Source organism: Klebsiella sp. CB_Kp196, from assembly GCF_040061575.1.
Taxonomy (GTDB): domain Bacteria; phylum Pseudomonadota; class Gammaproteobacteria; order Enterobacterales; family Enterobacteriaceae; genus Klebsiella; species Klebsiella michiganensis.
The window spans coordinates 92,406-117,515 of the sequence record NZ_JBEAFH010000082.1; the positions used below are offsets into that span (position 1 = coordinate 92,406).

General features: G+C 56.7%; 27 protein-coding genes. 11 read left to right on the top strand and 16 right to left on the bottom strand.

Translation table 11 applies throughout. The features are described 5' to 3' along the window. Positions 1-6 precede the first annotated feature (6 nt). Positions 7-1,371, top strand: a complete 1,365-nt coding sequence (locus ABLU87_RS28470; protein WP_004848226.1) for an MFS transporter — start codon at positions 7-9, stop codon at positions 1,369-1,371. Positions 1,372-1,474: 103 nt separating this feature from the next. On the opposite strand, the gene ABLU87_RS28475 is transcribed toward ABLU87_RS28470, so the two are convergent. Then, positions 1,475-1,966 carry a YajQ family cyclic di-GMP-binding protein gene (locus ABLU87_RS28475; protein WP_004129715.1) on the bottom strand — a complete coding sequence of 164 codons (492 nt, stop codon included), beginning with the start codon at positions 1,964-1,966 and terminating at the stop codon, positions 1,475-1,477. Positions 1,967-2,108: 142 nt separating this feature from the next. Here ABLU87_RS28475 and panE point away from each other — a divergent pair, with 142 nt between their 5' ends. Beyond that, positions 2,109-3,020: a 2-dehydropantoate 2-reductase gene (gene panE, locus ABLU87_RS28480; RefSeq protein WP_032719658.1), complete on the top strand. Its 912-nt coding sequence runs from the start codon at positions 2,109-2,111 to the stop codon at positions 3,018-3,020. Further along, entirely contained in the window at positions 2,983-3,573 is a 591-nt protein-coding gene (gene yajL, locus ABLU87_RS28485) for a protein deglycase YajL (RefSeq protein WP_004848222.1), read from the top strand. The genes panE and yajL overlap by 38 nt, the downstream gene beginning before the upstream one ends. A 57-nt stretch (positions 3,574-3,630) precedes the next feature. On the opposite strand, the gene thiI is transcribed toward yajL, so the two are convergent. Beyond that, positions 3,631-5,079: a tRNA uracil 4-sulfurtransferase ThiI gene (thiI, locus tag ABLU87_RS28490; RefSeq protein WP_014228166.1), complete on the bottom strand. Its 1,449-nt coding sequence runs from the start codon at positions 5,077-5,079 to the stop codon at positions 3,631-3,633. Positions 5,080-5,277: 198 nt separating this feature from the next. Here thiI and xseB point away from each other — a divergent pair, with 198 nt between their 5' ends. Genes xseB through ABLU87_RS28510 form a run of 4 tightly spaced genes read left to right on the top strand, consistent with a single transcriptional unit; the run spans position 5,278 to position 9,336 of the window. Then, a complete protein-coding gene (gene xseB, locus ABLU87_RS28495; protein ID WP_004099468.1) occupies positions 5,278-5,520 on the top strand; it encodes an exodeoxyribonuclease VII small subunit in 243 nt (80 codons plus the stop codon). Then, a complete protein-coding gene (gene ispA / locus ABLU87_RS28500; protein ID WP_004848218.1) occupies positions 5,521-6,420 on the top strand; it encodes a (2E,6E)-farnesyl diphosphate synthase in 900 nt (299 codons plus the stop codon). It abuts the gene before it with no gap. Positions 6,421-6,438: 18 nt separating this feature from the next. Then, on the top strand, positions 6,439-8,301 hold the full coding sequence (gene dxs / locus ABLU87_RS28505; RefSeq protein WP_025107179.1) for a 1-deoxy-D-xylulose-5-phosphate synthase: 1,863 nt from the start codon (positions 6,439-6,441) through the stop codon (positions 8,299-8,301). Between the two features lie 60 nt (positions 8,302-8,361). Next, positions 8,362-9,336 (top strand): aldo/keto reductase, encoded by a 975-nt coding sequence (locus ABLU87_RS28510; protein WP_014228165.1) that lies wholly within the window; start codon positions 8,362-8,364, stop codon positions 9,334-9,336. Between the two features lie 151 nt (positions 9,337-9,487). Here ABLU87_RS28510 and pgpA read toward each other — a convergent pair whose 3' ends face one another. From pgpA to nrdR, 6 genes are all read right to left on the bottom strand, one after another. Continuing rightward, positions 9,488-9,994: a phosphatidylglycerophosphatase A gene (gene pgpA, locus ABLU87_RS28515; protein ID WP_004133926.1), complete on the bottom strand. Its 507-nt coding sequence runs from the start codon at positions 9,992-9,994 to the stop codon at positions 9,488-9,490. Next, complete coding sequence (gene thiL, locus ABLU87_RS28520; RefSeq protein ID WP_014228164.1) at positions 9,984-10,958, bottom strand: thiamine-phosphate kinase; 975 nt, start codon at positions 10,956-10,958, stop codon at positions 9,984-9,986. The genes pgpA and thiL overlap by 11 nt, the downstream gene beginning before the upstream one ends. Positions 10,959-11,033: 75 nt before the next feature. Beyond that, positions 11,034-11,453 (bottom strand): transcription antitermination factor NusB, encoded by a 420-nt coding sequence (gene nusB / locus ABLU87_RS28525; RefSeq protein ID WP_004099457.1) that lies wholly within the window; start codon positions 11,451-11,453, stop codon positions 11,034-11,036. Positions 11,454-11,472: 19 nt separating this feature from the next. Beyond that, positions 11,473-11,943: a 6,7-dimethyl-8-ribityllumazine synthase gene (ribE, locus tag ABLU87_RS28530; protein ID WP_004129690.1), complete on the bottom strand. Its 471-nt coding sequence runs from the start codon at positions 11,941-11,943 to the stop codon at positions 11,473-11,475. Positions 11,944-12,036: 93 nt separating this feature from the next. After that, complete coding sequence (gene ribD / locus ABLU87_RS28535) at positions 12,037-13,140, bottom strand: bifunctional diaminohydroxyphosphoribosylaminopyrimidine deaminase/5-amino-6-(5-phosphoribosylamino)uracil reductase RibD (RefSeq protein WP_057173895.1); 1,104 nt, start codon at positions 13,138-13,140, stop codon at positions 12,037-12,039. 4 nt (positions 13,141-13,144) lie between these two features. After that, positions 13,145-13,594: a transcriptional regulator NrdR gene (nrdR, locus tag ABLU87_RS28540; RefSeq protein ID WP_014228162.1), complete on the bottom strand. Its 450-nt coding sequence runs from the start codon at positions 13,592-13,594 to the stop codon at positions 13,145-13,147. Between the two features lie 147 nt (positions 13,595-13,741). Between nrdR and ABLU87_RS28545 the strand changes: the two genes are divergently transcribed. Together ABLU87_RS28545 and ABLU87_RS28550 are read left to right on the top strand one after the other, a co-directional pair. Beyond that, complete coding sequence (locus ABLU87_RS28545; RefSeq protein ID WP_032748221.1) at positions 13,742-14,284, top strand: DUF3251 domain-containing protein; 543 nt, start codon at positions 13,742-13,744, stop codon at positions 14,282-14,284. A gap of 296 nt (positions 14,285-14,580) precedes the next feature. Beyond that, positions 14,581-15,465 carry a nucleoside-specific channel-forming protein Tsx gene (locus tag ABLU87_RS28550; RefSeq protein ID WP_004848202.1) on the top strand — a complete coding sequence of 295 codons (885 nt, stop codon included), beginning with the start codon at positions 14,581-14,583 and terminating at the stop codon, positions 15,463-15,465. 43 nt (positions 15,466-15,508) lie between these two features. Here ABLU87_RS28550 and ABLU87_RS28555 read toward each other — a convergent pair whose 3' ends face one another. The 8 genes from ABLU87_RS28555 to queA all read right to left on the bottom strand — a co-directional run bounded on the left by ABLU87_RS28555 (position 15,509) and on the right by queA (position 23,664). After that, on the bottom strand, positions 15,509-16,198 hold the full coding sequence (locus ABLU87_RS28555; RefSeq protein WP_014228161.1) for a YafY family protein: 690 nt from the start codon (positions 16,196-16,198) through the stop codon (positions 15,509-15,511). 14 nt (positions 16,199-16,212) lie between these two features. Further along, positions 16,213-16,578 carry a VOC family protein gene (locus ABLU87_RS28560; protein WP_014228160.1) on the bottom strand — a complete coding sequence of 122 codons (366 nt, stop codon included), beginning with the start codon at positions 16,576-16,578 and terminating at the stop codon, positions 16,213-16,215. A gap of 64 nt (positions 16,579-16,642) precedes the next feature. After that, positions 16,643-18,034: a M24 family metallopeptidase gene (locus ABLU87_RS28565; protein ID WP_048261401.1), complete on the bottom strand. Its 1,392-nt coding sequence runs from the start codon at positions 18,032-18,034 to the stop codon at positions 16,643-16,645. Positions 18,035-18,150: 116 nt separating this feature from the next. Next, on the bottom strand, positions 18,151-19,122 hold the full coding sequence (gene secF / locus ABLU87_RS28570; RefSeq protein WP_004848195.1) for a protein translocase subunit SecF: 972 nt from the start codon (positions 19,120-19,122) through the stop codon (positions 18,151-18,153). Positions 19,123-19,132: 10 nt separating this feature from the next. Further along, positions 19,133-20,980 carry a protein translocase subunit SecD gene (gene secD, locus ABLU87_RS28575; protein WP_071957337.1) on the bottom strand — a complete coding sequence of 616 codons (1,848 nt, stop codon included), beginning with the start codon at positions 20,978-20,980 and terminating at the stop codon, positions 19,133-19,135. Between the two features lie 27 nt (positions 20,981-21,007). Further along, positions 21,008-21,340, bottom strand: coding sequence for a preprotein translocase subunit YajC (gene yajC, locus ABLU87_RS28580; protein WP_004099423.1), 333 nt, complete (start codon positions 21,338-21,340; stop codon positions 21,008-21,010). A 22-nt stretch (positions 21,341-21,362) separates the two neighbouring features. Further along, entirely contained in the window at positions 21,363-22,490 is a 1,128-nt protein-coding gene (gene tgt, locus ABLU87_RS28585) for a tRNA guanosine(34) transglycosylase Tgt (RefSeq protein ID WP_004129667.1), read from the bottom strand. 109 nt (positions 22,491-22,599) lie between these two features. After that, a complete protein-coding gene (gene queA / locus ABLU87_RS28590) occupies positions 22,600-23,664 on the bottom strand; it encodes a tRNA preQ1(34) S-adenosylmethionine ribosyltransferase-isomerase QueA (protein ID WP_102803667.1) in 1,065 nt (354 codons plus the stop codon). 91 nt (positions 23,665-23,755) lie between these two features. On the opposite strand from queA, the gene acpH reads away from it, so the two are divergent. Continuing rightward, positions 23,756-24,337 (top strand): ACP phosphodiesterase, encoded by a 582-nt coding sequence (gene acpH, locus ABLU87_RS28595; RefSeq protein ID WP_046877005.1) that lies wholly within the window; start codon positions 23,756-23,758, stop codon positions 24,335-24,337. 170 nt (positions 24,338-24,507) lie between these two features. After that, the gene (locus ABLU87_RS28600; protein ID WP_004099418.1) at positions 24,508-25,110 is read left to right on the top strand and encodes a peroxiredoxin; all 603 of its coding nucleotides are present in this window, start codon (positions 24,508-24,510) and stop codon (positions 25,108-25,110) included.

Genomic DNA, 25,110 nt, shown 5'->3' on the forward strand with positions numbered 1-25,110 from the left:
GTGGTAATGAACGATAATAAAATGACGCCAGGCGAACTGCGTGCGACCTGGGGTTTGGGGACCGTATTCTCTTTGCGCATGCTCGGCATGTTTATGGTCCTGCCGGTTCTGACCACTTACGGCATGGCGTTACAGGGCGCAAGCGAAGCCCTTATCGGACTGGCAATTGGTATTTACGGGCTGGCCCAGGCGCTATTCCAGATACCTTTCGGGCTGCTTTCTGACCGCATTGGCCGTAAGCCGCTGATCGTCGGCGGCCTGTTAATCTTCGTTGTCGGCAGCGTTATCGCCGCGCTTTCTGACTCTATCTGGGGCATTATTCTTGGCCGCGCGCTGCAGGGCTCCGGGGCGATTGCCGCCGCGGTCATGGCGCTGCTTTCCGATTTAACCCGCGAGCAAAACCGCACTAAAGCCATGGCGTTTATCGGCGTCAGCTTTGGCGTCACCTTTGCTATCGCCATGGTTCTCGGGCCTGTCGTTACCCACCAGCTCGGCCTGCACGCCCTGTTCTGGATGATTGCTGTTCTGGCGACGCTCGGCATCCTGCTGACGCTATGGGTGGTGCCGAACAGCCAGAATCACGTGCTGAACCGCGAGTCCGGTATGGTGAAAGGCTGCTTCAGCAAAGTTCTTGCTGAGCCAAAACTCCTGAAGCTCAATTTCGGCATTATGTGCCTGCATATCATGCTGATGTCCACGTTTGTCGCTCTGCCGGGCCAGCTTGAGGCCGCCGGTTTCCCCGCCGCCGAGCACTGGAAAATCTATCTGGTCACCATGCTGGTCTCATTTGTCGCGGTGGTGCCGTTTATTATCTACGCCGAAGTGAAGCGCAAAATGAAGCGCGTCTTTCTGCTGTGCGTCGCCATCCTGCTGATTGCTGAAATCGTACTCTGGGGTGCCGGAGGCTATTTCTGGGAGCTGGTCGCCGGCGTTCAGCTATTTTTCCTCGCGTTTAACCTGCTGGAAGCGCTGCTGCCGTCGTTAATCAGTAAAGAATCACCGGCCGGATATAAAGGCACCGCGATGGGCATTTACTCCACCAGCCAGTTCCTTGGCGTGGCCATCGGCGGAGCGCTCGGCGGCTGGGTGGATGGCTTTTTTGATTCGCAAACCGTCTTCCTGCTCGGCGCCCTGCTGGCGATGCTGTGGCTGCTGGTGGCCAGCACCATGAGCGAGCCGCCGTACGTTAGCAGCCTGCGGGTCGAGATCCCGGAGGATATCGCCGCGGACAAAATGCTCGAAGCGCGCTTACGGGCTAAAGAGGGCGTCAAAGAGGTGCTGGTGATTAGCGAAGAGCGTTCGGTGTATATCAAAATCGACAGCAAGATTACTAACCGCTTTGAAATTGAGCAGGCAATCAAAGGGATATAAAAGCGAGCACCTTTGTACAGGCAGGCAAAAACGGTTCTGAGCGGTGCTTTGTGTCCTGCCGGGCGGCGGCTAACGCCGTGCCCGGCCGACAGACGGGACTCTTTTAATCGCGGAAGTTTTTGAACTGGAACGGCTGGCCTAAATCACCACCGCGCACCAGCGCCATAACCGCCTGCAGGTCGTCGCGAGATTTACCGGTAACGCGAATCTCTTCGCCCTGGATCTGCGCCTGTACTTTCAGCTTGCTGTCTTTAATCAGCTTGACGATTTTTTTCTGCGTCGCGCTCTCAATGCCCTGCTTCAGCTTCGCATCGACAAACCAGGTTTTACCGCTGTGCACGAACTCGTCCGGCACTTCGATAGAACTGCCCTCAATTCCGCGTTTCAGCAGCTTGGCGCGCAGAATATCCAACAGCTGGTTAATCTGGAAATCAGACTCGCTGAGGACCTTGATGGTCTCGTTTTTTTCGTTCAGCTCAAAGCTCGCTTCGACGTTACGGAAATCAAAACGCGATTCAACTTCGCGGGTCGCGTTCTCTACGGCGTTTCGAACTTCCTGAAGATCGACTTCAGAGACAATATCGAAAGATGGCATCTTTTCCTCTCCTTCAGTTTCTTTTGCGTTGCATAATACCCGCAACGCGACATAACTCAACTTGTTATCCCGAAAGGATAACTGATAACGCTATACTTTAGCCATGAGCACCTGATGCAGCACTCACAGGTGAGGAGGAATAATGAAAGTAACCGTACTCGGATGCGGTGCACTGGGACAGTTATGGCTAACTGCGCTGTACAAACACGGACATGAAGTCCAGGGCTGGTTACGCGTCCCACAGCCATTCTGTAGCGTCAATGTGATTGAAACCGACGGCAGCGTGTTTAATGAATCGTTTACCGCTAACGATCCTGATTTTCTCGCCAGCAGCGACCTGCTGCTGGTCACCCTCAAAGCCTGGCAGGTCTCTAACGCGGTAAAAAACCTGAGCGCCATCCTGCCGTCGTCAGTACCTGTTCTGCTCATGCACAACGGTATGGGTACCGTTGACGAGCTTAAGAGCCTCAAACAGCCGCTGCTTCTGGCTTCGACAACGCAGGCAGCCCGCCGCGACGGCAACGTGATCGTCCACGTCGCCAACGGCACCAGCCATATTGGCCCGGCGAAAGTCTACCCTGAGGATTATAGCTATCTCGCCGATGTACTGCAGAGCGTGCTGCCCGACGTCGCCTGGCATAACAATATCTACCCCGCGACCTGGAGCAAGCTGGCGGTAAACTGTGTGATTAACCCGCTGACGGCGTTAAAAAACTGTCAGAACGGCGATTTACGCGAATACCCGCAGGAGGTCGCCGCAATTTGTTATGAAGTTGCGGCGGTGATGGATCGCGAGGGGATGCATACCTCGCCGGAAAACCTGTTATTCTATGTACATCAGGTTATTGAAAGTACGGCAGAAAATACCTCCTCCATGCTGCAGGATATTCTCGCCCAGCGCCATACGGAAATCGACTATATCACCGGTTATCTGTTAAAACGCGCCCGAGCCCACGGTATCGCCGTACCTGAGAATACCCGCCTGTTTGAACTGGTAAAGCGTAAGGAGAATGAATATGAGCGCGTCGGCACTGATTTGCCTCGCCCCTGGTAGCGAAGAGACCGAAGCCGTCACCACCATTGATTTACTCGTTCGCGGAGGCGTAAAGGTCACGACCGCCAGCGTTGCCAGCGATGGCAGCCTGACCATTGTCTGCTCGCGCGGCGTTAAGCTGCTGGCCGATGCGCCGCTGGTCGAAGTGGCCGATGGCGACTTCGATATCCTTGTTCTGCCCGGCGGCATTAAGGGTGCGGAGTGCTTTCGCGACAGCCCGCTGCTGGTTGAAACAGTACGTCAATTCCATCTTTCCGGGCGTATCGTTGCGGCGATTTGCGCCGCGGCGCCGACCGTGCTGGTGCCGCACAACCTTTTCCCCATCGGCAATATGACCGGCTTTCCGGCGCTGAAAGAACGCATTCCCGCCGAGCAGTGGCAGGATAAGCGCGTCGTCTGGGACGCTCGCGTTAAGCTGCTCACCAGCCAGGGGCCGGGAACCTCAATTGATTTCGCCTTGAAGATGATCGACCTGCTGGTTGGACGCGAAAAAGCGCACGAAGTCGCTTCACAGCTGGTGATGGCGGCAGGAATTTATAACTACTACGAATAAATGCAAAACGGCAACCCAGGGTTGCCGTTTTCATGATTGCGCCTTGCTCCTGAAGAACTAGGGGCGATATACCTTCACGTTTTCAAAGCCCTGCTCGCGCAGATACAGCGCCTGCAGGCGGCTCATCACCCCGCGCTCGCACCACAGCAGCCAGGTTTTACTCTGGTCGAGATCGCCAAATTTGGTGCTCAGCTTATAGAACGGTAGAGAAACCACGTCCACGCCTTCCACCTTCAGCGGCTTATCATCCTGCTCGTCGATAGAGCGGATATCGAGGATCGCGTCGTCAGGGCCAAAACCGCTGACGGTTTCCACTTCCACTACGTCCTGCTCGGTCTGCTGAGCGATATCGCGGATATCAATGTTGCTCGCTTCCGCCACCACTTTCTCAAGGATGCTGAAATCGAAGTGCTCTTCTTCCGCCTCGATCTTCGCCTTCACCGCTTTCACGGTGGGGCTCTTCGAGATAACGCCGCAGTATTCCGGCATGGTGCGGGCAAAATCTTCAGTGCCGATTTCACGCGCGAGGTCAATAATGTGCTCTTTATCGTGCGAAATCAGCGGACGCAGAATCAGCGTATCCGAGACGTTGTCGATCAGGCGCAGGTTGGTCAGCGTCTGGCTGGAAACCTGGCCTAACGCCTCGCCGGTGACCAGCGCCTGGACGCCGTAGCGCTCGGCGACTTTTGACGCCGCGCGCACCATCATCCGCTTGAGCACCACGCCCATCTGACCGTCGTCGACTTTCTCCAGGATCTCACCCACCACCGGCTCGAAGTTAATCGCCACGAAGCGCACGCGGTGTGAGCTGCCGAAGCGGTTCCACAGGTAGTGCGCGACCTGACGCACGCCGATTTCATGGGCCGCGCCGCCGAGGTTAAAGAAGCAGTAATGCACGCGGCAGCCGCGGCGCATCAGCATATAGCTGGAAACGCCGGAGTCGAAACCGCCGGAAATGAGCGACAGCACGTCTTCCTGGGTGCCGATCGGGAAACCGCCGATACCTTCGTAGCGCCCTTTAACCAGCAGCAGGCGATCGTTTTCGATCTCGAGGTTAACCGTCACATCAGGGTCGGTCAGCTTCACTCGCGCCGTTTCAATATGCTGGTTCAAACCGCCGCCGACGTAGCGCTCCACTTCGATTGAGGTAAACTCATGCTTACCGCGACGCTTAACGCGCACGCAGAACGTTTTACCTTCCAGCGCGTCACGCCACAGCGGCAGCGTCTGCTCGAAAATATCGTGCAGAGAGGTATAAGGAACGTCTTCGACTTCCAGAATATGGTGGATACCGGGGATACGGGTCAGGGCATCGCGAATAGCCGGACGCTGGTTTTCATCCTTCGCCCGGACCTCGATATGATCCCAGTGACGAACGACGGCAAGCGTCTCATCATAGTTTTTGAGAACGTTACGAATGTTCCCGGTTAAAATTTTAATGAAGCGCAATCGCACAGATTGGCTTTTGATGGTGATTTCCGGGAACAATTTAATGATAAACTTCATGGCGACACTATTCGTTGGCAAGCCCGACGGGGCTTTAAGCATAAAAAGTTGTACAGGCGCGACTGGCGTCTGCATCCAGGGCGCGGAGTATACCACTATTGGACGCTTTTCACCTGGCATTGCGCGTTATTTGATTAACCGCGCGACTTCGTTACCATATTGATAGCCATCGAGACATTACAAGAGTCTATATTCACTATGCCAAAGAAAAATGAGGCCCCGGCCAGCTTTGAAACCGCCCTGGGCGAGCTGGAGCAAATTGTTAATCGTCTGGAAAGCGGCTCGCTGCCGTTAGAAGAAGCGCTCGGCGAATTCGAGCGCGGGATCCAGCTGGCGCGCCAGGGGCAGGCAAAGCTGCAGCAGGCCGAACAGCGCGTACAAATTCTGCTGGCGGATAGCGAAGACGCGCCGCTTACCCCTTTTACGCCGGACGCTGAATAAATGGACTTCCCGCAACAGCTACAGGCGTGCGTCGAGCAGGCTAACGAAGCGCTGCGCCGTTTTATCGCTCCGCAGCCCTTTCAGAACACTCCGCTGGTCGAAGCCATGCAGTATGGCGCACTATTAGGCGGCAAACGCCTGCGCCCGTTCCTGGTTTACGCGACCGGCGATATGTTTGGCGTTAGCCGCGCTACGCTGGATGCCCCTGCCGCCGCCGTCGAATGCATCCATGCCTATTCGCTGATGCACGATGATCTCCCGGCGATGGACGATGACGATTTACGCCGCGGCCAGCCGACCTGCCATATAAAATTCGGCGAAGCGAACGCAATTCTTGCCGGAGACGCCCTACAAACGCTGGCGTTTTCTATACTGAGTGATGCGCCGATGCCGGAAGTGCCGGATCGCGATCGCCTGGCGATGATTTCTGAGCTGGCCCAGGCCAGCGGCATCGCGGGTATGTGCGGCGGTCAGGCGCTGGATCTGGAAGCGGAAGGCCATCAGGTTGATCTGACGTCGCTGGAGCGAATTCACCGCCATAAGACCGGCGCGTTGATTCGCGCCGCGGTACGAATGGGCGCGCTGAGCGCAGGTGAAGCCGGACGCAGGGCGCTACCCGCTCTCGATCGCTACGCCGAGAACATCGGTCTCGCCTTCCAGGTCCAGGATGACATTCTCGACGTGGTAGGGGATACTGCCACACTTGGCAAACGTCAGGGAGCCGACCAGCAGCTGGGCAAAAGTACCTACCCCGCCCTTTTGGGACTCGAGCAAGCCCGGAAAAAGGCCTTTGACCTGATTACCGACGCCCGCCGGTCGTTAACTGAGCTGGCCGCGCAATCTCTGGATACCACGGCACTGGAAGCGCTCGCGAATTACATAATTCAGCGTGATAAATAAACAATAAATGAGTCTCTGATGAGTTTTGATATTGCCAAATACCCGACCCTGGCGCTGGTGGATTCCACCCAGGAGTTGCGTTTGTTGCCGAAAGATAGCCTGCCGAAACTGTGCGACGAACTGCGGCGTTATCTGCTGGACAGCGTCAGCCGCTCTAGCGGACACTTTGCCTCCGGGCTCGGTACGGTAGAACTAACCGTGGCGCTGCACTACGTCTACAACACGCCTTTCGATCGCCTAATCTGGGACGTCGGCCACCAGGCTTACCCGCATAAAATTCTGACCGGACGCCGCGATCGGATCGGCACCATCCGCCAGAAAGGCGGGCTGCACCCCTTCCCGTGGCGCGGAGAAAGCGAGTATGACGTCCTGAGCGTCGGCCACTCGTCGACCTCCATCTCTGCCGGAATCGGCATAGCTATCGCCGCAGCCAAAGAGGATAAGCAGCGCCGCGCGGTTTGCGTAATCGGCGACGGGGCGATAACCGCCGGGATGGCGTTTGAAGCGATGAACCACGCTGGCGATATCAAACCCGATCTGCTGGTGGTGCTCAACGACAACGAAATGTCGATCTCCGAGAACGTCGGTGCGCTAAACAATCATCTGGCGCAGCTGCTCTCCGGCAAACTCTACTCCACGCTGCGCGAAGGCGGCAAAAAGGTCTTCTCTGGCGTGCCGCCGATTAAAGAGCTGCTCAAACGCACCGAGGAACATATCAAAGGGATGGTGGTTCCGGGGACCCTGTTTGAAGAGCTGGGCTTTAACTACATTGGGCCGGTGGACGGTCATGATGTTATCGGTCTGGTAAATACGCTGAAGAATATGCGCGACCTGAAAGGGCCGCAGTTCCTGCATATTATGACCAAAAAAGGCCGCGGCTATGAGCCCGCCGAAAAAGACCCGATCACCTTCCACGCGGTGCCAAAATTCGATCACACCAGCGGCGTGCTGCCGAAAAGCAGCGGCGGCCTGCCCTCTTACTCGAAAATCTTTGGCGACTGGCTGTGCGAAACCGCCGCGAAAGATGACAAGCTGATGGCCGTCACGCCAGCGATGCGCGAAGGTTCCGGGATGGTCGAGTTCTCGAAAAAATACCCCGACCAGTATTTCGACGTGGCCATTGCCGAGCAGCACGCGGTGACCTTTGCCGCCGGCCTGGCGATCGGCGGCTATAAGCCGGTGGTGGCGATCTACTCCACCTTCCTGCAGCGCGCCTACGATCAGGTGATTCACGATGTCGCCATCCAGAAGCTGCCGGTGCTGTTCGCTATCGACCGTGCGGGTATCGTCGGCGCCGATGGGCAAACCCATCAGGGCGCGTTTGATATCTCCTTCCTGCGCTGCATTCCTGACATGGTCATCATGACCCCCAGCGATGAGAACGAGTGCCGCCAGATGCTGTATACCGGTTATCACTACAACGACGGCCCGAGCGCGGTGCGCTATCCGCGCGGCTCCGGTACCGGCGCGGCCTTTGAACCGCTAGCCTCGCTGCCTATCGGGAAAGGCGTAGTGAAACGCGAAGGTGAAAAAATCGCGATTCTGAACTTCGGCACGCTGCTGCCGCAGGCGGCAAAAGTCGCGGAAAAGCTTAACGCCACCCTGGTGGATATGCGCTTTGCCAAACCGCTGGATGAAGCGCTGGTGCTACAGCTGGCCGCAGAACACGAAGTGCTGGTCACCCTGGAAGAGAATGCCATTATGGGCGGTGCGGGCAGCGGCGTGAATGAGCTGCTGATGTCCCGCCGCCGCGCGATTCCTGTGCTCAATCTCGGCCTGCCTGATTTCTTTATCCCGCAGGGAACCCAGGAAGAAGCGCACGCCGACCTCGGCCTGGACGCCGCCGGAATAGAAGCCAAAATCCACGCCTGGCTGGCATAATTGCCGCCACCGCTCCTGCTATGCTTAAAGGATACCCTTTACCCGTAGCAGGAGCGCACTATGCACTATATCCCTCTTGGCGATACCGATCTCCGCGTTTCCCGACTCTGCCTCGGCTGTATGACCTTTGGCGAACCGGACCGCGGTAACCATGCATGGACCTTACCGGAAGAGAGCAGCCGCCCGCTGATAAAATACGCCCTCGAGGGCGGCATTAACTTCTTCGACACCTCGAATAACTACTCTGACGGCAGCAGCGAAGAGATCCTCGGGCGCGCGCTGCGTGAGTATGCTCGTCGCGATTCCGTGATCGTCGCCACCAAGGTTTACCATCAGGTGGGCGATCTGCCGCAGGGACTGTCGCGCGCGCAGATCCTGCGCTCCATTGACGACAGCCTGCGCCGCCTCGGCATGGAGTATGTCGATTTGCTGCAAATCCATCGCTGGGATTACACCACGCCCATTGAAGAAACTCTCGAAGCGCTAAACGACGTCGTCAAGGCGGGTAAAGCCCGCTATATCGGCGCATCCTCAATGCATGCCCGTCAGTTTGCCCAGGCGTTAGCGCTACAGCGGCAGAATAACTGGGCCCGCTTCGTCACCATGCAGGATCACTACAATCTGATTTATCGTGAAGAAGAAAACGAAATGCTGCCGCTGTGCAGCCGTGAAGGCGTCGCGGTGATGCCGTGGAGTCCGCTGGCGCGCGGTCGCCTGACCCGTCCGTGGGGGGAAACCACCGCCCGTCTGGTATCCGATGAAGTCGGTAAGGCGCTTTACAATGCCACTGATGAGAATGATGAACTGATTGCGACAAACCTGGCCGAAGTCGCGGAAGAGCTTGACGCCAACCGCGCGCAGGTGGCTCTGGCCTGGCTATTGAGCAAGCCGGGCGTGGCCGCGCCGATTATCGGCGCCTCAAGGCAGGAGCAGCTGGATGAGCTGCTGCATGCGGTCGATTTAACGCTGACGCCGGATCAGATAGAAAAGCTGGAGACGCCGTATAAACCGCACCCGATTGTGGGGTTCAAGTAACGCGCGGTTCCCTGCCGATTCCCGGCTCGCGCTGCGCTTAGCCGGGCTACAGGTTCACCAGCATCTGCGGACGACGAGTTCACCACCGCCTCCGGGAAAAGCCTGCCTGCTCAATTTCCCAGAGGCGCCAGGCCAGCCGGGCCAGACTGGTTTAAAAAAGACCAATCGGCCAGTGGTGGCCAATCACGTACAGCACCCCGGCGGAAATCACCCCGGCGACAATATCGTCCACCATGATCCCCATCCCGCCGTGGATATTGCGGTCGAACCAGCGGATGGGCCACGGCTTCCACATATCAAAGAGGCGGAAAATCACAAATCCAGCGGCGACCCACTGCCAGTCCATCGTCGGTAGAGCCATCAGGGTGATCCACATCCCGACAAACTCATCCCAGACAATGCTGCCATGATCGTGGGTACCCATATCTTTCGCCGTACGGTGGCAAATATAGACGCCAATGCAGATGCTCATCATCACCGCCAGCGAATAGAGCTGCCAGGGGAGTAAGGTCAGCAAATACCAGAAGGGGATCGACGCCAGCGATCCCATGGTGCCGGGAACCACGGGGCTAAGGCCGCTGCCAAATCCCGTTGCCAGCAGATGCCAGGGGTTGCTCATCTTCAGGCGGCTTTTCGCCACATCTCTACTACGCGCCAAAATGATCGTATCCCTTAAAATCGAACGTGACGGGCTTACCTTCGCGTGTGAACTGCAGACCTTCCGATTCCGGCAGGATCTGCCCAATGCAGGTAAAACGCGCGCCGAGGTTGGCAAGGGCCACGTCCAGCGCCCCGCGATTGAGTTCAGGTACGGTAAAGCACAGCTCGTAATCTTCACCGCCGGAGAGCGCCCAGCGCAGCGCTTGCTCAGGCTCAACCTGGCGCAGCATCGCATCCGAGAACGGCATCGCATCAAGATCGACGCGCGCGCCGCAGCCGCTGGCCTTGAGAATATGCCCCAGGTCAGAAATCAGGCCGTCGGAGAGATCGATGGCGGCGTTCGCCAAATCGCGCAGCGCCTGCCCCTGCAGAACCCGCGGCAGCGGACGCAGATGGCGCGCCAGGAGATAATCCGCGTCGGCGTCATCTTCAACCTGCAGCCGATCCTGCAAAATCGCCAGACCCGCTGCGCTGTCTCCCGGCGTGCCGGTGACGTAAATCCAGTCGCCATGCTTTGCCCCGGAGCGCTTCAAAGCGCGTCCCGTCGGCACATAGCCGTGAATACCCAGCGTCATCGACAGCGGTCCGCGCGTGGTATCGCCGCCAATGAGCTGCATATCGTAATAATTAAGCTGCACGAACAGGCTGTCGCTAAAGGCCTCAAGCCAGGCTTCGTCCGCTTCCGGCAGGGTCAGGGCCAGGGTTAGCCACGCCGGTTCAGCGCCCATTGCCGCCAGGTCGCTCAGGTTGACCGCCAGCGCTTTATAGGCGAGGTCGGCAGGGTCAATATCGGGTAAAAAATGGTTTCCCGCCACCAGGGTGTCGGTGCTGATTGCCAGCGTTTTTTTCTCGGGGATGTTCAGGAGCGCGCAGTCGTCGCCAATGCCGGTTTCAACATCAAGACGTGCGCTTTTTACGCGATCAAAATAACGGGCAATCAGGGAAAATTCGCCGCATGCCATACGTTATGCCTCAGAAAAAGAAAAGAATAAGGCCGGTTTGCAGAAGTGAGACTCTGCAAAAACCGGCCCTGGAATTTACTTTTTGTTGGGACGAATTACCGGGGCAGCTTTGTCCAGCACGCCGTTGACAAACTTATGGCTATCTTCAGCGCCAAAGGTTTTCGCCAGTTCGATGGCTTCGTTAATCGCAACTTTGTACGGTACATCGCTACGCTTTGACAGCTCAAACAGTGCGATACGCAGCACCGCTTTTTCCACCTGACCCAGCTCGTCCAGCAGACGAGAAAGATACGGCTTCATCAGGCCGTCGAGATACGCGCTGTTAGTCGCCACTCCGGACAGCAGTTCGCGGAAATACAGAACGTCTACATCTTTCACATCCTGTTCCGCCAGGAACTGGTATTCGACATCAGCGATGTCGTTTTTGGACAACTGCCAGGAGTAAAGCGCCTGGACAGCACACTCACGGGCGCGGCGACGAGCAGCAGGTTTCACGGAATTCCCCTTACAAAAATCAGGCCTTGATGGCTTTCAATACGTTAATCATTTCCAGCGCGGTCAACGCGGCTTCAGCGCCTTTGTTACCGGCTTTGGTGCCAGCGCGTTCGATGGCTTGTTCAATACTTTCTGTGGTCAGAACACCGAAGGCTACCGGGATTCCGCTGTCCTGAGCGACGTGCGCCAGGCCATTGCTTGCACCGCCAGCCACATATTCAAAGTGCGCGGTGCCGCCACGGATAACGGTACCCAGCGCGATCACTGCGTCATACTTACCGGTTTTCGCCAGTGCGTCAGCCGCCAGCGGCAGCTCATACGCGCCTGGAACCCAAACCACGGTAATGTTTTCATCTTTGACCTGGCCAATACGCTTCAGGGCGTCAATCGCGCCATCCAGCAGGCTGTCGTTGATAAAGTTGTTGAAACGCGCGATGGTGATGGCGACGCGAGCGTCCGGGGTAGCAACGTTAGCTTCAATAATGTTCATACTCTTCCTTCGGGTTCAGTTCATTTGGCCCCGCAAGGGGGGCGGATTCTATCATAATAATCGGCGCACTGCTTTCCCTTTTGTCCGGGGAAATCAAGCGTTCACTAAATGCAGGCAAATATCCGGGCCTACATGACGTATCTCATTGAATTTGAAATGGGGTGCTTGCTCAAGTTTCTCAAGCCCCGGCAGTACACATAATCCGCGCGCATCGCTGCCTAACAGTTTAGGCGCAATATAGACGATAAGCTCGTCCACCAGCCCGGCCTCCAGCAGCGCGCCGGCAAGGGTGGGGCCTGCTTCCACCCAGATCGAGTTAATTTGCTGTTTGCCCAGCAGCATCATCAGGACCACCAGATCCAGGCGACCGTTATGCTCCGGCACCAGCAGCGTGCGTACGTTCTCCGGCCACTGGCGTTCATCTTCACGGGTACGGGCAAACAGCGTTTCACCCGCCTGCTCCACGATACGATGCTGCGGCGTGACGCGATTCTGACTATCGATAACGATACGCAAAGGCTGGCGCAGGTTTTCCTGCGGATACAGCGCCTGGGTGTCGGCGTTGAGCTCGTCCCAGCGTACGGTTAGCGCCGGGTCATCCGCCAGCACCGTCGCGCTGCTGGTCAGGATGGCGTGGCTTTGCGCACGCAGGCGCTGCACATCGCGCCGCGCCTGCGGTGAGGTGATCCACTGGCTCTCTCCGCTGGCCATCGCCGTGCGCCCATCCAGCGATGCGCCCATTTTTAACTGAATCCAGGGAAAACCGGTGCGCATCCGCTTAAGAAAACCTTTATTCAGCGCCTCGGCTTCGTTCATCATCAGCCCGTGACTGACGTCGACCCCTTCCTGCTGCAAACGGTACAAACCGCGACCCGCGACCTGCGGGTTCGGATCCTGCATCGCCGCAACCACGCGGGTCACCCCTGCGGCAATCAGCGCCTCGCAGCACGGCGGCGTGCGCCCGTGATGGCTACAGGGCTCCAGCGTGACGTACGCCGTCGCGCCTTTCGCTTTTTCGCCCGCCATGCGCAGCGCGTGCACTTCCGCGTGCGGTTCACCGGCGCGATAGTGAAAACCTTCGCCGACGATCTGGCCATCTTTAACGATCACGCAGCCGACATTCGGGTTTGGGTGCGTGGTGAAGCGTCCGCGCGCGGCCAGCTTCAGCGCTCGCGCCATGTATATTTCATCCTGCATGGGCTCAGTCCTGTAAGCGGGCGATCTCTTCGCCAAACTCTTTGATATCTTCGAAGCTGCGATAGACGGAAGCAAAGCGGATGTAGGCGACTTTATCGAGCTTTTTCAGCTGTTCCATCACCAGGTTGCCGATCATTTTGCTCGGCACTTCCCGCTCGCCGGTCCCGCGCAGGTGGGTTTTTATATGGTTAACCGCCATTTCGACATCGTCTGAGCTGACCGGGCGCTTCTCCAGCGCTTTCAGCATACCGCTGCGCAGTTTGTCCTCATTAAAAGGCTCGCGCACGTCGTTGCTTTTTACGACTCGCGGCATCACCAGTTCCGCCACTTCAAACGTCGTAAAACGTTCATTACAGACCAGACACTGACGACGACGACGCACGGAAGAGCCCTCGCCCACCAGACGAGAGTCGATAACTTTGGTATCTACGGCGAAACAGAAAGGGCAATGCATGGCGCGTCCTGACATGTAGTTAAACTAACGGGTAGTTTACCGCGAAGTGACCCGACAACAAAGAAAGAGCTTTTGAGACAAAGGATCTATAGTGCGATTATCCGATCGGTCTACCATTAAGCATCCTCTGTTAACGGAATCCCAACTATGACAAGACGTTATTTAAAGCTGGCCATTGTGGGTAGCATTTTCACCCTCAGCGCCTGCGCGCAGCAAAGCGAAATCCGCCAGATGAACCAGAGCGTGAGCACCCTGAGCAAAGAGATGACCCAGCTCAATCAGCAAACGGTAAAAATTACTCAGCAAAACGTTCTGAACGCGAAATCAAACAGCGGCGTATACCTGCTGCCGGAGGCGAAAACGCCGGCCCGTCTGAAAAGCCAGATTGGTACGCTGCGCATGTCGCTGCTCAATATCGCGCCGGATGGCGACGGTACCCGCCTGACCCTGCGTATCCAGGGTGAATCAAACGATCCGCTACCGGCCTTTAGCGCGACGGTCGCTTCCGGACAGATCAGCGGCACCACCGATAGCTATCAGGAGGTTAACGTACAAAATCAGCTGATTAGCGCGCCGGCAAGCGTTCTGGCGCCGAGCGACGTCGATATTCCGCTACGCCTGAATGGCGTAACGCCCGAGCAGGTTGGCTTTGTCCGCATCCACGATATCCAGCCCGCAAACACGCCGTAACGCCCTCAGCCGGATGCCCTGAACATCCGGCTCCCCTCCCCTCATGCTAATCCACTTACAGATTTTCCATTCAGTTCACTAAAAATTGCCAGAATTTATGAATTTCGGTGGCATTCCCGCAAGAAATGCATAAAATCGTGAACGCAATCGATTACGCATGTGTTCGTTATGTGAAACAACACATATTTTTGTGAGCAATGATTCCTATAATAGACGCCACAGAAATACGAAATATTTAGAAACGCTTCGGCGCTTCTTTTAACGCCTTCAGGCTTAATTTAAACAGTGGCATCATTATGAAAAAAACATTACTGGCAGCCGGCGCAGCTCTGGCGCTCTCCGCATCTTTCTCTGCCAGCGCGGCAGAAAACGACAAACCGCAATACCTGTCTGATTGGTGGCACCAGAGTGTAAACGTGGTGGGTAGCTACCACACTCGTTTTGGGCCGCAGATCCGTAACGATACTTATCTGGAATATGAAGCGTTCGCCAAGAAAGACTGGTTTGATTTCTATGGCTATATGGATGCGCCGGTCTTCTTCGGTGGTAACACCAACGCGAAAGGTATCTGGAACCACGGTTCCCCGCTGTTTATGGAAATTGAGCCGCGCTTCTCCATCGACAAACTGACCGGTACCGACCTCAGCTTCGGCCCGTTCAAAGAGTGGTATTTCGCTAACAACTATATCTACGACATGGGCCGCAACAAGTCCGGTCGTCAGAGCACCTGGTATATGGGTCTGGGTACCGATATCGATACCGGCCTGCCGATGAGCCTCTCGCTCAACGTCTATGCGAAATATCAGTGGCAAAACTATGGCGCATCAAACGAGAACGAGTGGGACGGCTACCGCTTCAAAGTGAAATACTTCGTGCCGCTGACCGACCTGTGGGGCGGTTCACTGAGCTATATCGGCTTCACCAACTTTGACTGGGGCTCCGATCTGGGCGATGACAACGCTTATGATTTGAACGGTAAGCATTCACGCACCAGCAACTCCATCGCGTCCAGCCATATCCTGGCGCTGAACTACGATCACTGGCACTACTCCGTCGTGGCGCGTTACTTCCACAACGGCGGCCAGTGGGCGGATGACGCGAAGCTGAACTTCGGCGACGGCGACTTTAACGTCCGTTCTACCGGCTGGGGTGGTTACTTCGTGGTCGGCTACAACTTCTAATCGGCTCGATGATCCCCGGCAACTACGCCGGGGATCATAAAAGCTAACGCTCTTCGCATCTCACCTTACGCAAGAAATCACTCAATGAGCGATCGGCTCGTTCGCTGAAATGACGCCCGGTGGCGGAAATCTCCAGGCAGCGGTCAAGGCGAAAACAGCGATAATCTTCCCGCAGTTCGCACCAGGTCACCAGCAGCCAGCGCTCGCCCCAGAAAAAAAGCCCCAGCGGCAGTACGTCACGCTGCGACACGTTTCCCGCTTCATCGCGATAGCGCAGCCCCAGCGCCTGCTGGGCGGAGACTGCCCGATGCACTATATCAAACTGATCTTTACTATAGCCCTGCGCACCAAAGTCCGGTGCGAACACGCGCGACTGCTCCGCCTTGCGCCGGCTCTCGGCAGGCAAAATAGCCAGCACTTTTTCCTGCGCCGACTCCAGCGCCTGGGAAAGCGAGGCGCCGCCCCAGGTTTGCAGCAGCCGTATAGCGGCCATCAGCGCTTCCGATTCCTGGGTTGTCAGCATCAGCGGCGGTAGGTCATAGCCCGCCAGCAGCCGGTAGCCGCTCCCGGCTTCCCCCTCAACCGGGACGCCGGAGAGCGAGAGGTCGCGAATGTCGCGGTAGATGGTGCGCTCTGACACGCCGAGCCGCTCGGCCAGCAGCCCGGCGGTGGTTAATCTCCTCCCGCGCAGGATCTGGACGATTTGAAAAAGGCGGTCGGCGCGTCGGCTCATTTCTGTTGTCTCATTTACGCGGGTTGGTGAAGGCCAATCCGATTACCCTCACTGTCAATAAACAGGGCAATCGTGCCGATATCGTCCGCCAGTTCAAGGGGGCCAAACACGCAGCTTCCGCCCGCCGAGTTGACGCGATCGAGCGTGGCCGCCAGATTGTCAGTATGCAGATAGATAATACATCCCTGATCGGAGGGCTTAACGCCATCGAACTTTGCCAGCGCGCCGCCGGGAGCCGGATCCTCATGCGGGAAAACGGCCATCTCGATGCAATCCATTTTTTCCCGACGCAGCGTCACCTGCATCACTGGCTCGTAAAACGCCACGGCACGATCCATCTCCGCAACCGGGATCTCAAACCAGTTAATTACGTTGTTCATACATCCTCCTGTCCATTGTTTGGGTTCAGGAGGAGTGTAAGACAGGCCTACTGACAGCATTGTGTCAGTATGGTGCGCACACCAGCGCGCGCTCGGGACTCAGCAGCCACGGACGCAGGTATCCCACGGTACTGGAAAATGGCAGCACCTCTTCAGGAAGCACAATGCCAAGCTGCTCGCCGATATACAAGCGCCGGGCGACGATACGCTGCCAGAGTTCGGGATAGCGCTGCGCCAGCTCCCGACGCAACGCGCTATCGGCAAGCGCCACGGTATCTTCAATGCTTGCGCCGCCGTAGCCCGGGCGGGAAGGAATGATGTCGATTTGCAGTATCATCCCGCTTTGCAGGCAGGCGGTTGAATGGGGGCCAATGGGCGAACAGAGCCACTCCTCATCCGCGACCAGATGCCCCGGATTCAGGTGCCAGTGATATTCCGCCTTCGGCAACGCCTGCTCTATCAGCGCATACATATCACCGCCGCGCATGCCGATGCGCAGATTTTCCAGCCAGTTCACCACCGCGTTGAAATAGGGCTTCGCCACGACCTCGAGATAATCAGCCACCTCGGGCGCCAGTTCGCTCTCATCGGCCACCACGTAGGCGGCGCGGCTGCTCAGGCCGCCTTTGAAGCCGGTGGTCAGCGAGAATTTATCTCCGCGCTGAATCACCTTATCGCCCGGATAAAGATTCGCCCAGGCGAAGCGCTCGCCGGTAGCGGCAATCATCACCACGCTATTAGGCTGCCCTTCCGCCGCCAGCAGCGCGCCGATTTGCTTTTCCGTTTTACCCGGCGCAACGGCGTTAAGCGCGGTGAGAATCGCGGTGGAAGCCAGATTTGCGCCGTACTCATAGTGCGCCAGCTCGTTGGCATTATTGGTGACTCGCGCTCCGCTTGCCGGGTCGATAAAAATGCCGGTGGCGTTAGTTAATCTTGCCTGCGGGCCGGCGGCCTGGCGAATAGCGTCCACGATAAAGGCAGGCAGATCGAACATCTGCGCGCGGTCATCCGCCGCGCCGGTAAAGAGCTTCCAGCCCGCCAGGCCAATTCGGTTTTCCGCCGCAACGCCTGCCTCCTGAAGCCGCTGAGCCAGCGTTTTACCGGTTTCCATCGGCTGATTGGGCAGCGAAAACCACGGGGCGTGAATCACACGGTTTTCCAGCCGGGCATGGCCTGCCAGCTTGAGATTCTCGTTACCCAGCACCAGCACCGCTTCACCGTCCCGATGCAGCACCAGCAGCGCCTCTTCGAAACGGGGAATAAAGCCGGTGAGATACTCAAAGTTGCCGCCGTGCTCTTTGTCGGCATAGACGATAAGCGTGTCTACGCCGGACTGACGCATATTTGCCAGCACCCTGGACTTGCGCAGCCGCAGCGTGTCGTCGTTAAGCGTAACGGAAGGCACATCGTGCCAGAGCGGGGGTTGAGGAACGGTGGAAAGCGTTACGACAGCCATCGGCATTTCTCCATGTCATTGCGTGCTGATACGGGAGAGTAACCAAAATCCGGGCGGCTGTAATAAAAAAATCCCGGCCTTGCGACCGGGATTCGTTTTATCGCTACGCGATTGCCTTACGGCAGAATTGACGGCTGATCCGCCCCTTCTTTCTCGACTTTCTGCTGCAGCATGTGCTCGCGCTTCATGCCCAGCTTCAGCGCCAGCGCGGACGCGACGTAGATAGAAGAAGCCGTACCGATGGAGACACCGATGAGCATGGTCAGCGAGAAGCCTTCCAGAATCGGACCGCCGAAGAGGTACAGCATCAGGATAACCATCAAGGTTGTCCCGGAGGTGATCAAGGTACGGTGCAGCGTTTGCGTCAACGACACGTTAAAGATTTCGTACGGCGTACCGCGGCGAATCTTGCGGAAGTTTTCACGAATACGGTCGGATACCACGATACTGTCGTTCAGCGAGTAGCCGATAACCGACATCAACGAGGCCACAATGGTCAGGTCGATCTCGATATGCAGTAGCGACAGCACGCCCATGGTGATCACCACGTCGTGCGCCAGCGCGATAACCACCCCTGCCGCCAGACGCCACTCAAAGCGGAAGCCGACGTAGATCAGGATACATACCAGCGCGGCTATCAGCGCCAGCGCGCCGGTCTGCGCAAGGTCCGCGCCAACGCTCGGCCCCACAAACTCAATACGTTTGACCGTCGCGTTCTGGCTGGTCGAGTCGTTAATCACGCTAACGACCTTGCTGCCCAGCTCCTGGCTGCCGTTGGCGTCATGCACCGGCGGCATACGCACCATGATGTCGCGGCTGCTGCCGAAGTTTTGCAGCTGCGGCTCTTCAAAGCCCGCCTTCTGCAGCGACTGACGCACCTGATCCATATCGACAGGTTTTTCGAGGGTAATCTCAATCACCGTACCGCCGGTGAAATCCAGACCCCAGTTAAACCCGCGCACGCCAATAATAGCGATGGACAAAATCAGCAGAAAACCTGAAATGCCGAAAGCCCAGTAGTCCCAGCGCATAAAGTCCCAGACTTTACGGCCGTGGTTCAATTGTTCAACAGTATATTCCTGTGCCACAACGCACTCCTCAGATAGACAGCTTTTTAACGCGCTTGCCGCCGTACAGCAGGTTCACGATGGCACGGGTGCCGACGATAGCGGTAAACATTGAGGTCGCAATACCGATACCGGTGGTAATCGCAAACCCTTTAATGGCACCGGTACCGACCGCGTACAGGATAATGACTTTGATAAGCGTCGTAATGTTGGCATCAAAGATGGAGCTGAACGCGCCGCGATAACCTTCGTCAATCGCCTGCTGCACGGAGCGCCCGTTGCTCAGCTCTTCTTTAATACGTTCGTTAATCAGAACGTTCGCATCGACCGCCACCGCAAGGGTTAACACGATCCCCGCAATCCCCGGCATGGTCAGCGTCGCCCCCGGAATCAGGGACATAATGCCGACAATCAGCACCAGGTTAGCCACCAGCGCAGAGGTCGCAATCAGGCCGAACTTCTTGTAGAAGAAGATCATAAACAGGATGGAGACCACCAGACCGGCCAGACACGCTTCCAGGCCCTGCTTGATGTTCTGCATACCGAGGGTTGGACCGATGGTCCGTTCTTCAACAATCTGAATCGGCGCAATCAGCGCGCCTGCACGCAGCAGCAGGGAGAGCTGGCGCGCTTCGGTCGGGTTGCTGATGCCGGTAATACGGAAGCTGTTACCCAGACGAGACTGGATGTTGGCGATGTTAATCACCTCTTCCTCTTTCGCCAGAATCGCGCGCCCGTTGGCATCTTTCTTCCCGCTGTCTTTGTACTCCACAAACAGGGTCGCCATCGGTTTACCGATGTTGTCCTTGGTGAAGTTAGACATGATGTTGCCGCCAGCGCTATCCAGGGAGATGTTAACCTGCGCCTGGTTGTACTCATCCATGCTCGACGTCGAGTCGGTGATGTGGTCACCGGTGAGGATGACGCGCTTGTACAGCACAACCGGCTGGCCTTCGCGGGTATATTTCACTTCAGAGTCGCCCGGAACGCGACCGGCGGCGGCCGCGGCGCTATCAACGTTAGTGTTAACCAGACGGAATTCCAGGGTCGCGGTCGCGCCGAGGATCTCTTTCGCACGCGCGGTGTCCTGGATACCCGGCAGTTCAACCACAATACGGTCGGCGCCCTGACGCTGAACCAGAGGTTCGGCAACGCCCAGCTGGTTTACACGGTTACGCAGGATATTGATGTTCTGCTGAACGGCATATTCGCGAGCTTCTTTCAGACGGTCGTCGGTCATCACGGCTTTCAGGCCAGTGCTGCCCTGAGTGGAGATAACCAGATCGCGGTGACGAGGGCTAAGGTATGAGATAGCCTGGTCGCGCGCGGCGCTGTCGCGGAAAGCGATGCTCAGGCCGTAGTTGTCTTCTTTACGCACGGTCGCGTAAGGAATGCCTTTATCACGCAGTTCGCTGCGCAGGCTGTCGATATTTTGTTCCTGCAGTTTGCCCAGCGCGGTATCCATGTCGACTTCCATCAGGAAGTGCACGCCGCCGCGCAGATCAAGACCCAGCTTCATCGGCTCGGCATACAGGGCCGCCAGCCAGCGTGGGGTTGCCGGAGCAAGGTTAAGCGCCACGACGTATTTGTCACCCAGCACGCCCATCAGCGCTTCGCGCGCGCGCAGCTGGATATCAGTGGTGTCGAAGCGCGCAAGAATTGCGCCCTCTTCCAGTGCCACAGACTTCGCGGTAATTTTTTCTTCTTGTAGTGTTTTCTGGACCTGGATCAGCGTTTGCTCACTGGCGGCGACGCCGCGCGCGCCAGTGATTTGAACGGCCGGATCCTCACCATACAGGTTGGGAAGCGCATACACTAAGCCGACGACAATGACGACGACCAGCATGACGTACTTCCACAAAGGATAACGGTTTAACACGGCAGTTCCCTTAGGGAAAATGGGTAATTACAGCGCCTTCATGGTGCCTTTCGGCAGAACGGCAGCTACGAAGTCACGTTTGATGACCACTTCAGTGGTATCGTTCAGCGCGATAGCGATGTAGCCGCTTTCCGCGACTTTAGTGACGCGCCCAACCAGGCCACCGTTGGTCAGTACTTCATCGCCTTTGGCAATGGAGTTCATCAGGTTTTTATGTTCCTTGGTGCGTTTCTGCTGTGGGCGCAGGATCATGAAGTAAAAAATCAGACCAAACACCACTAGCATCAGGATCAGAGACATCGGGCTGCCCTGCGCCGCGCCACCGGTTGCTGCTACCGCATCAGAAATAAAAAAGCTCATTGAAATTCCCTCATTATTAAAATTAGTCAACGTTCAAAGGTGGAACGGTTCGACCCTGACGTTGGTAAAAATCGGTCACGAAGCTCTCTAATTTACCCTCTTCAATAGCCTTGCGTAAACCAGCCATTAAGCGCTGATAGTATCGCAGGTTATGAATGGTATTGAGTCGCGCGCCCAATATTTCGTTGCAACGGTCAAGATGATGCAAGTAAGCGCGTGAATAGTTGCGACAGGTGTAGCAATCACATTCTGCATCCAGCGGCGAAGTATCGCTCTTGTGCTTCGCGTTACGGATTTTCACCACGCCGTCGGTAACGAACAGGTGGCCGTTGCGCGCATTGCGCGTCGGCATGACGCAGTCGAACATATCGATCCCGCGACGCACCCCTTCAACCAGATCTTCCGGCTTACCGACGCCCATCAGGTATCGCGGCTTGTCGGCCGGGATCTGCGGGCAGACGTGCTCCAGAATACGGTGCATATCTTCCTTCGGCTCGCCGACAGCCAAACCGCCGACAGCGTAGCCATCAAAGCCAATCTCTACCAGACCTTTAACAGAGATATCACGTAAATCTTCGTAAACGCTGCCCTGAATGATGCCAAACAGCGCGTTTTTGTTGCCCAGACCGTCAAACCGATCGCGGCTGCGCTTCGCCCAGCGCAGGGACATTTCCATCGAGCGCTTAGCGTAATCCCAGTCCGCCGGATACGGCGTACATTCGTCAAAGATCATTACAATATCGGAACCGAGATCGTACTGAATCTCCATGGATTTTTCCGGATCGAGGAAAATCGGATCGCCGTTGATCGGGTTGCGGAAGTGCACGCCCTGCTCGGTGATTTTGCGAATATCGCCGAGGCTGAAGACCTGGAAGCCGCCGGAGTCGGTGAGGATCGGTCCTTTCCACTGCATAAAGTCGTGCAGATCGCCGTGCAGCTTCATGATCTCCTGACCAGGACGCAGCCACAGATGGAAGGTGTTGCCGAGGATGATTTGCGCGCCGGTCGCTTCAACTTCTTCCGGCGTCATCCCTTTTACGGTGCCATAGGTGCCAACCGGCATAAAGGCTGGCGTTTCAACGACGCCGCGCTCAAACACAAGACGGCCGCGGCGCGCGCGACCATCGGTGGTATCTAACTCAAATTTCATTATCACTCCCGCGTCAGAAAAACAGTCTGACGTTTAACGACTCGCTACGGAATGATTCCATAGCTAATAAATTCCTGAAGGCGTCAAAATAGCCAGCGCGACAGCCTTCTTATGGGCGCTCAAAAATAGCCTGCGGATTGTACGTGATAAACATCGCGTCCCCGTAGCTAAAAAAGCGATATTTTTGTTCTACCGCAGCCTTATAGGCGTTCATGGTGTGCTGATAGCCGGCAAATGCGGAAACCAGCATAATCAGCGTGGATTCAGGCAGATGGAAGTTGGTCACCAGCGCATCAATGACTTTGTACTGATAGCCCGGGTAAATGAAAATCTGCGTATCGCCGAAGAAAGGCTCAATCAGGTCGTTTTTCGCCGCCTGCGCCGCGCTTTCCAGCGAACGCACCGAGGTCGTGCCCACCGCAATCACCCGGCTGCCGCGCGCTTTTGCCGCCAGCACCGCATCGACCACCTCCTGCGGCACTTCCGCATATTCAGAGTGCATAATATGCTCTTCAATGCTGTCTACGCGTACCGGCTGGAAGGTTCCTGCCCCCACGTGCAGCGTGACGAACGCCATCTCAACGCCCTTTTCGCGAAGCTTCGCCAGCATCGGCTCATCAAAGTGCAGGCCGGCGGTTGGCGCCGCGACGGCACCCGGTTTTTCGCTGTATACGGTCTGATACAGCTCGCGGTCGGCGTCTTCGTCAGGACGATCGATGTACGGCGGCAGCGGCATATGGCCGATAGCGTTGAGAATGTCCAGCACGCTGCGCGCGTCGTCGAACTCAACTTCAAACAGCGCGTCGTGGCGCGCTACCATGGTCGCTTTAATGCTTTCATCGTCGCCGAGCAGCAGCGCCGCGCCCGGTTTCGGCGCTTTAGACGCGCGAATATGTGCCAGAATACGTTTATCATCGAGCATGCGCTCGACCAGCACCTCAATCTTGCCGCCGCTGGCTTTACGGCCAAACAGGCGGGCCGGGATCACGCGGGTATTATTAAAAACCAGCAGATCGCCAAGGTTGAGCTTGTCGAGTAAATCGGTGAAAGTACCGTGCGTCAGCGCGCCCGTCGGCCCGTCTAATGACAGCAAGCGGCAGCTGCTGCGCTCGGGCATGGGATAGTGGGCAATCAGGGATTCGGGTAATTCAAAGGAGAAATCAGCGACGCGCATGGCATATACTCATGACTTAAAAACAGGCGGCTTAGTCTAGTGCTCACACCTCTTCGCTGCAACAACTAGCCGTATCCGGATAACGAATCGCATGAATTTTCTCGCACACCTGCACCTCGCCCATCTCGCTGACAGCTCCCTTTCCGGTAATTTACTGGCCGATTTCGTTCGCGGCGACCCCGCCGGCGAGTGGCCCGCTGACGTCGTGGAGGGCATTTTTATGCACCGCCGAATCGATGTACTGACGGATAACCTGCCCGAAGTCACCGAAGCCAAAGGGTGGTTTCGTCCCGAAACGCGCCGGGTTGCGCCGATTACGCTGGATGTGATGTGGGACCATTTCTTGTCACGCCACTGGACGCAGCTGTCGCCCGAGCTGCCGCTGCCGGAGTTTGTCCGCTACGCCCACGCCCAGGTCACGTTTATTTTGCCCGATTCCCCGCCGCGTTTTGTCAATCTCAACGAATACCTGTGGTCAGAGCGCTGGCTTGAACGCTATCGGGATATGGCGTTTATTCAGCGGGTTCTGAACGGTATGGCCAGCCGCCGTCCGCGGCTGGACGCCCTGCGCGACTCCTGGCAGGATCTGGATACCCATTACGATCGTCTTGAGCAGCAGTTCTGGCGCTTCTACCCGCAGATGATGGCGCAGGCGAAAAAAGGTGAACTGTAAAAGATTGCGCTTTTTTGGCAAAAGACTATTCTGAATAGCCGTTTCAAATAACGATTGATAGGCAAAACCTATCTCATCGATTGTCAGCGTCACGTTGAGTTCGCCGACGCCTCTCCCTATACTTGCCCGCGTTGCGTTCCAATTAACCTTAGTATTAACAGGAGAATCATATGGTTCTGGTTACTCGTCAGGCTCCGGACTTCACCGCGGCAGCGGTTTTAGGTAACGGCGAAATCGTTGAGAAATTCAATTTCAAACAGCACACCAGCGGTAAAGCCACCGTTCTGTTCTTCTGGCCGATGGACTTCACCTTCGTTTGCCCGTCTGAACTGATCGCGTTCGACAAGCGCTACGAAGAATTCCAGAAACGCGGCGTAGAAGTGGTTGGCGTTTCTTTTGACTCCGAGTTCGTCCACAACGCGTGGCGTAACACCCCGGTAGACCAGGGCGGCATCGGCCCGGTTAAATACGCCATGGTTGCTGACATCAAACGCGAAATCCAGAAAGCGTACGGTATTGAGCACCCGGACGAAGGCGTTGCCCTGCGTGGTTCCTTCCTGATCGACGCCAACGGCGTTGTTCGTCACCAGGTGGTTAACGACCTGCCGCTGGGCCGTAACATCGACGAAATGCTGCGTATGGTTGACGCGCTGCAGTTCCACGAAGAGCACGGCGAAGTTTGTCCGGCGCAGTGGGAAAAAGGAAAAGAAGGTATGGCCGCTTCTCCGGAAGGCGTCGCTAAATACCTGACCGAGAACGTATCCAGCCTGTAA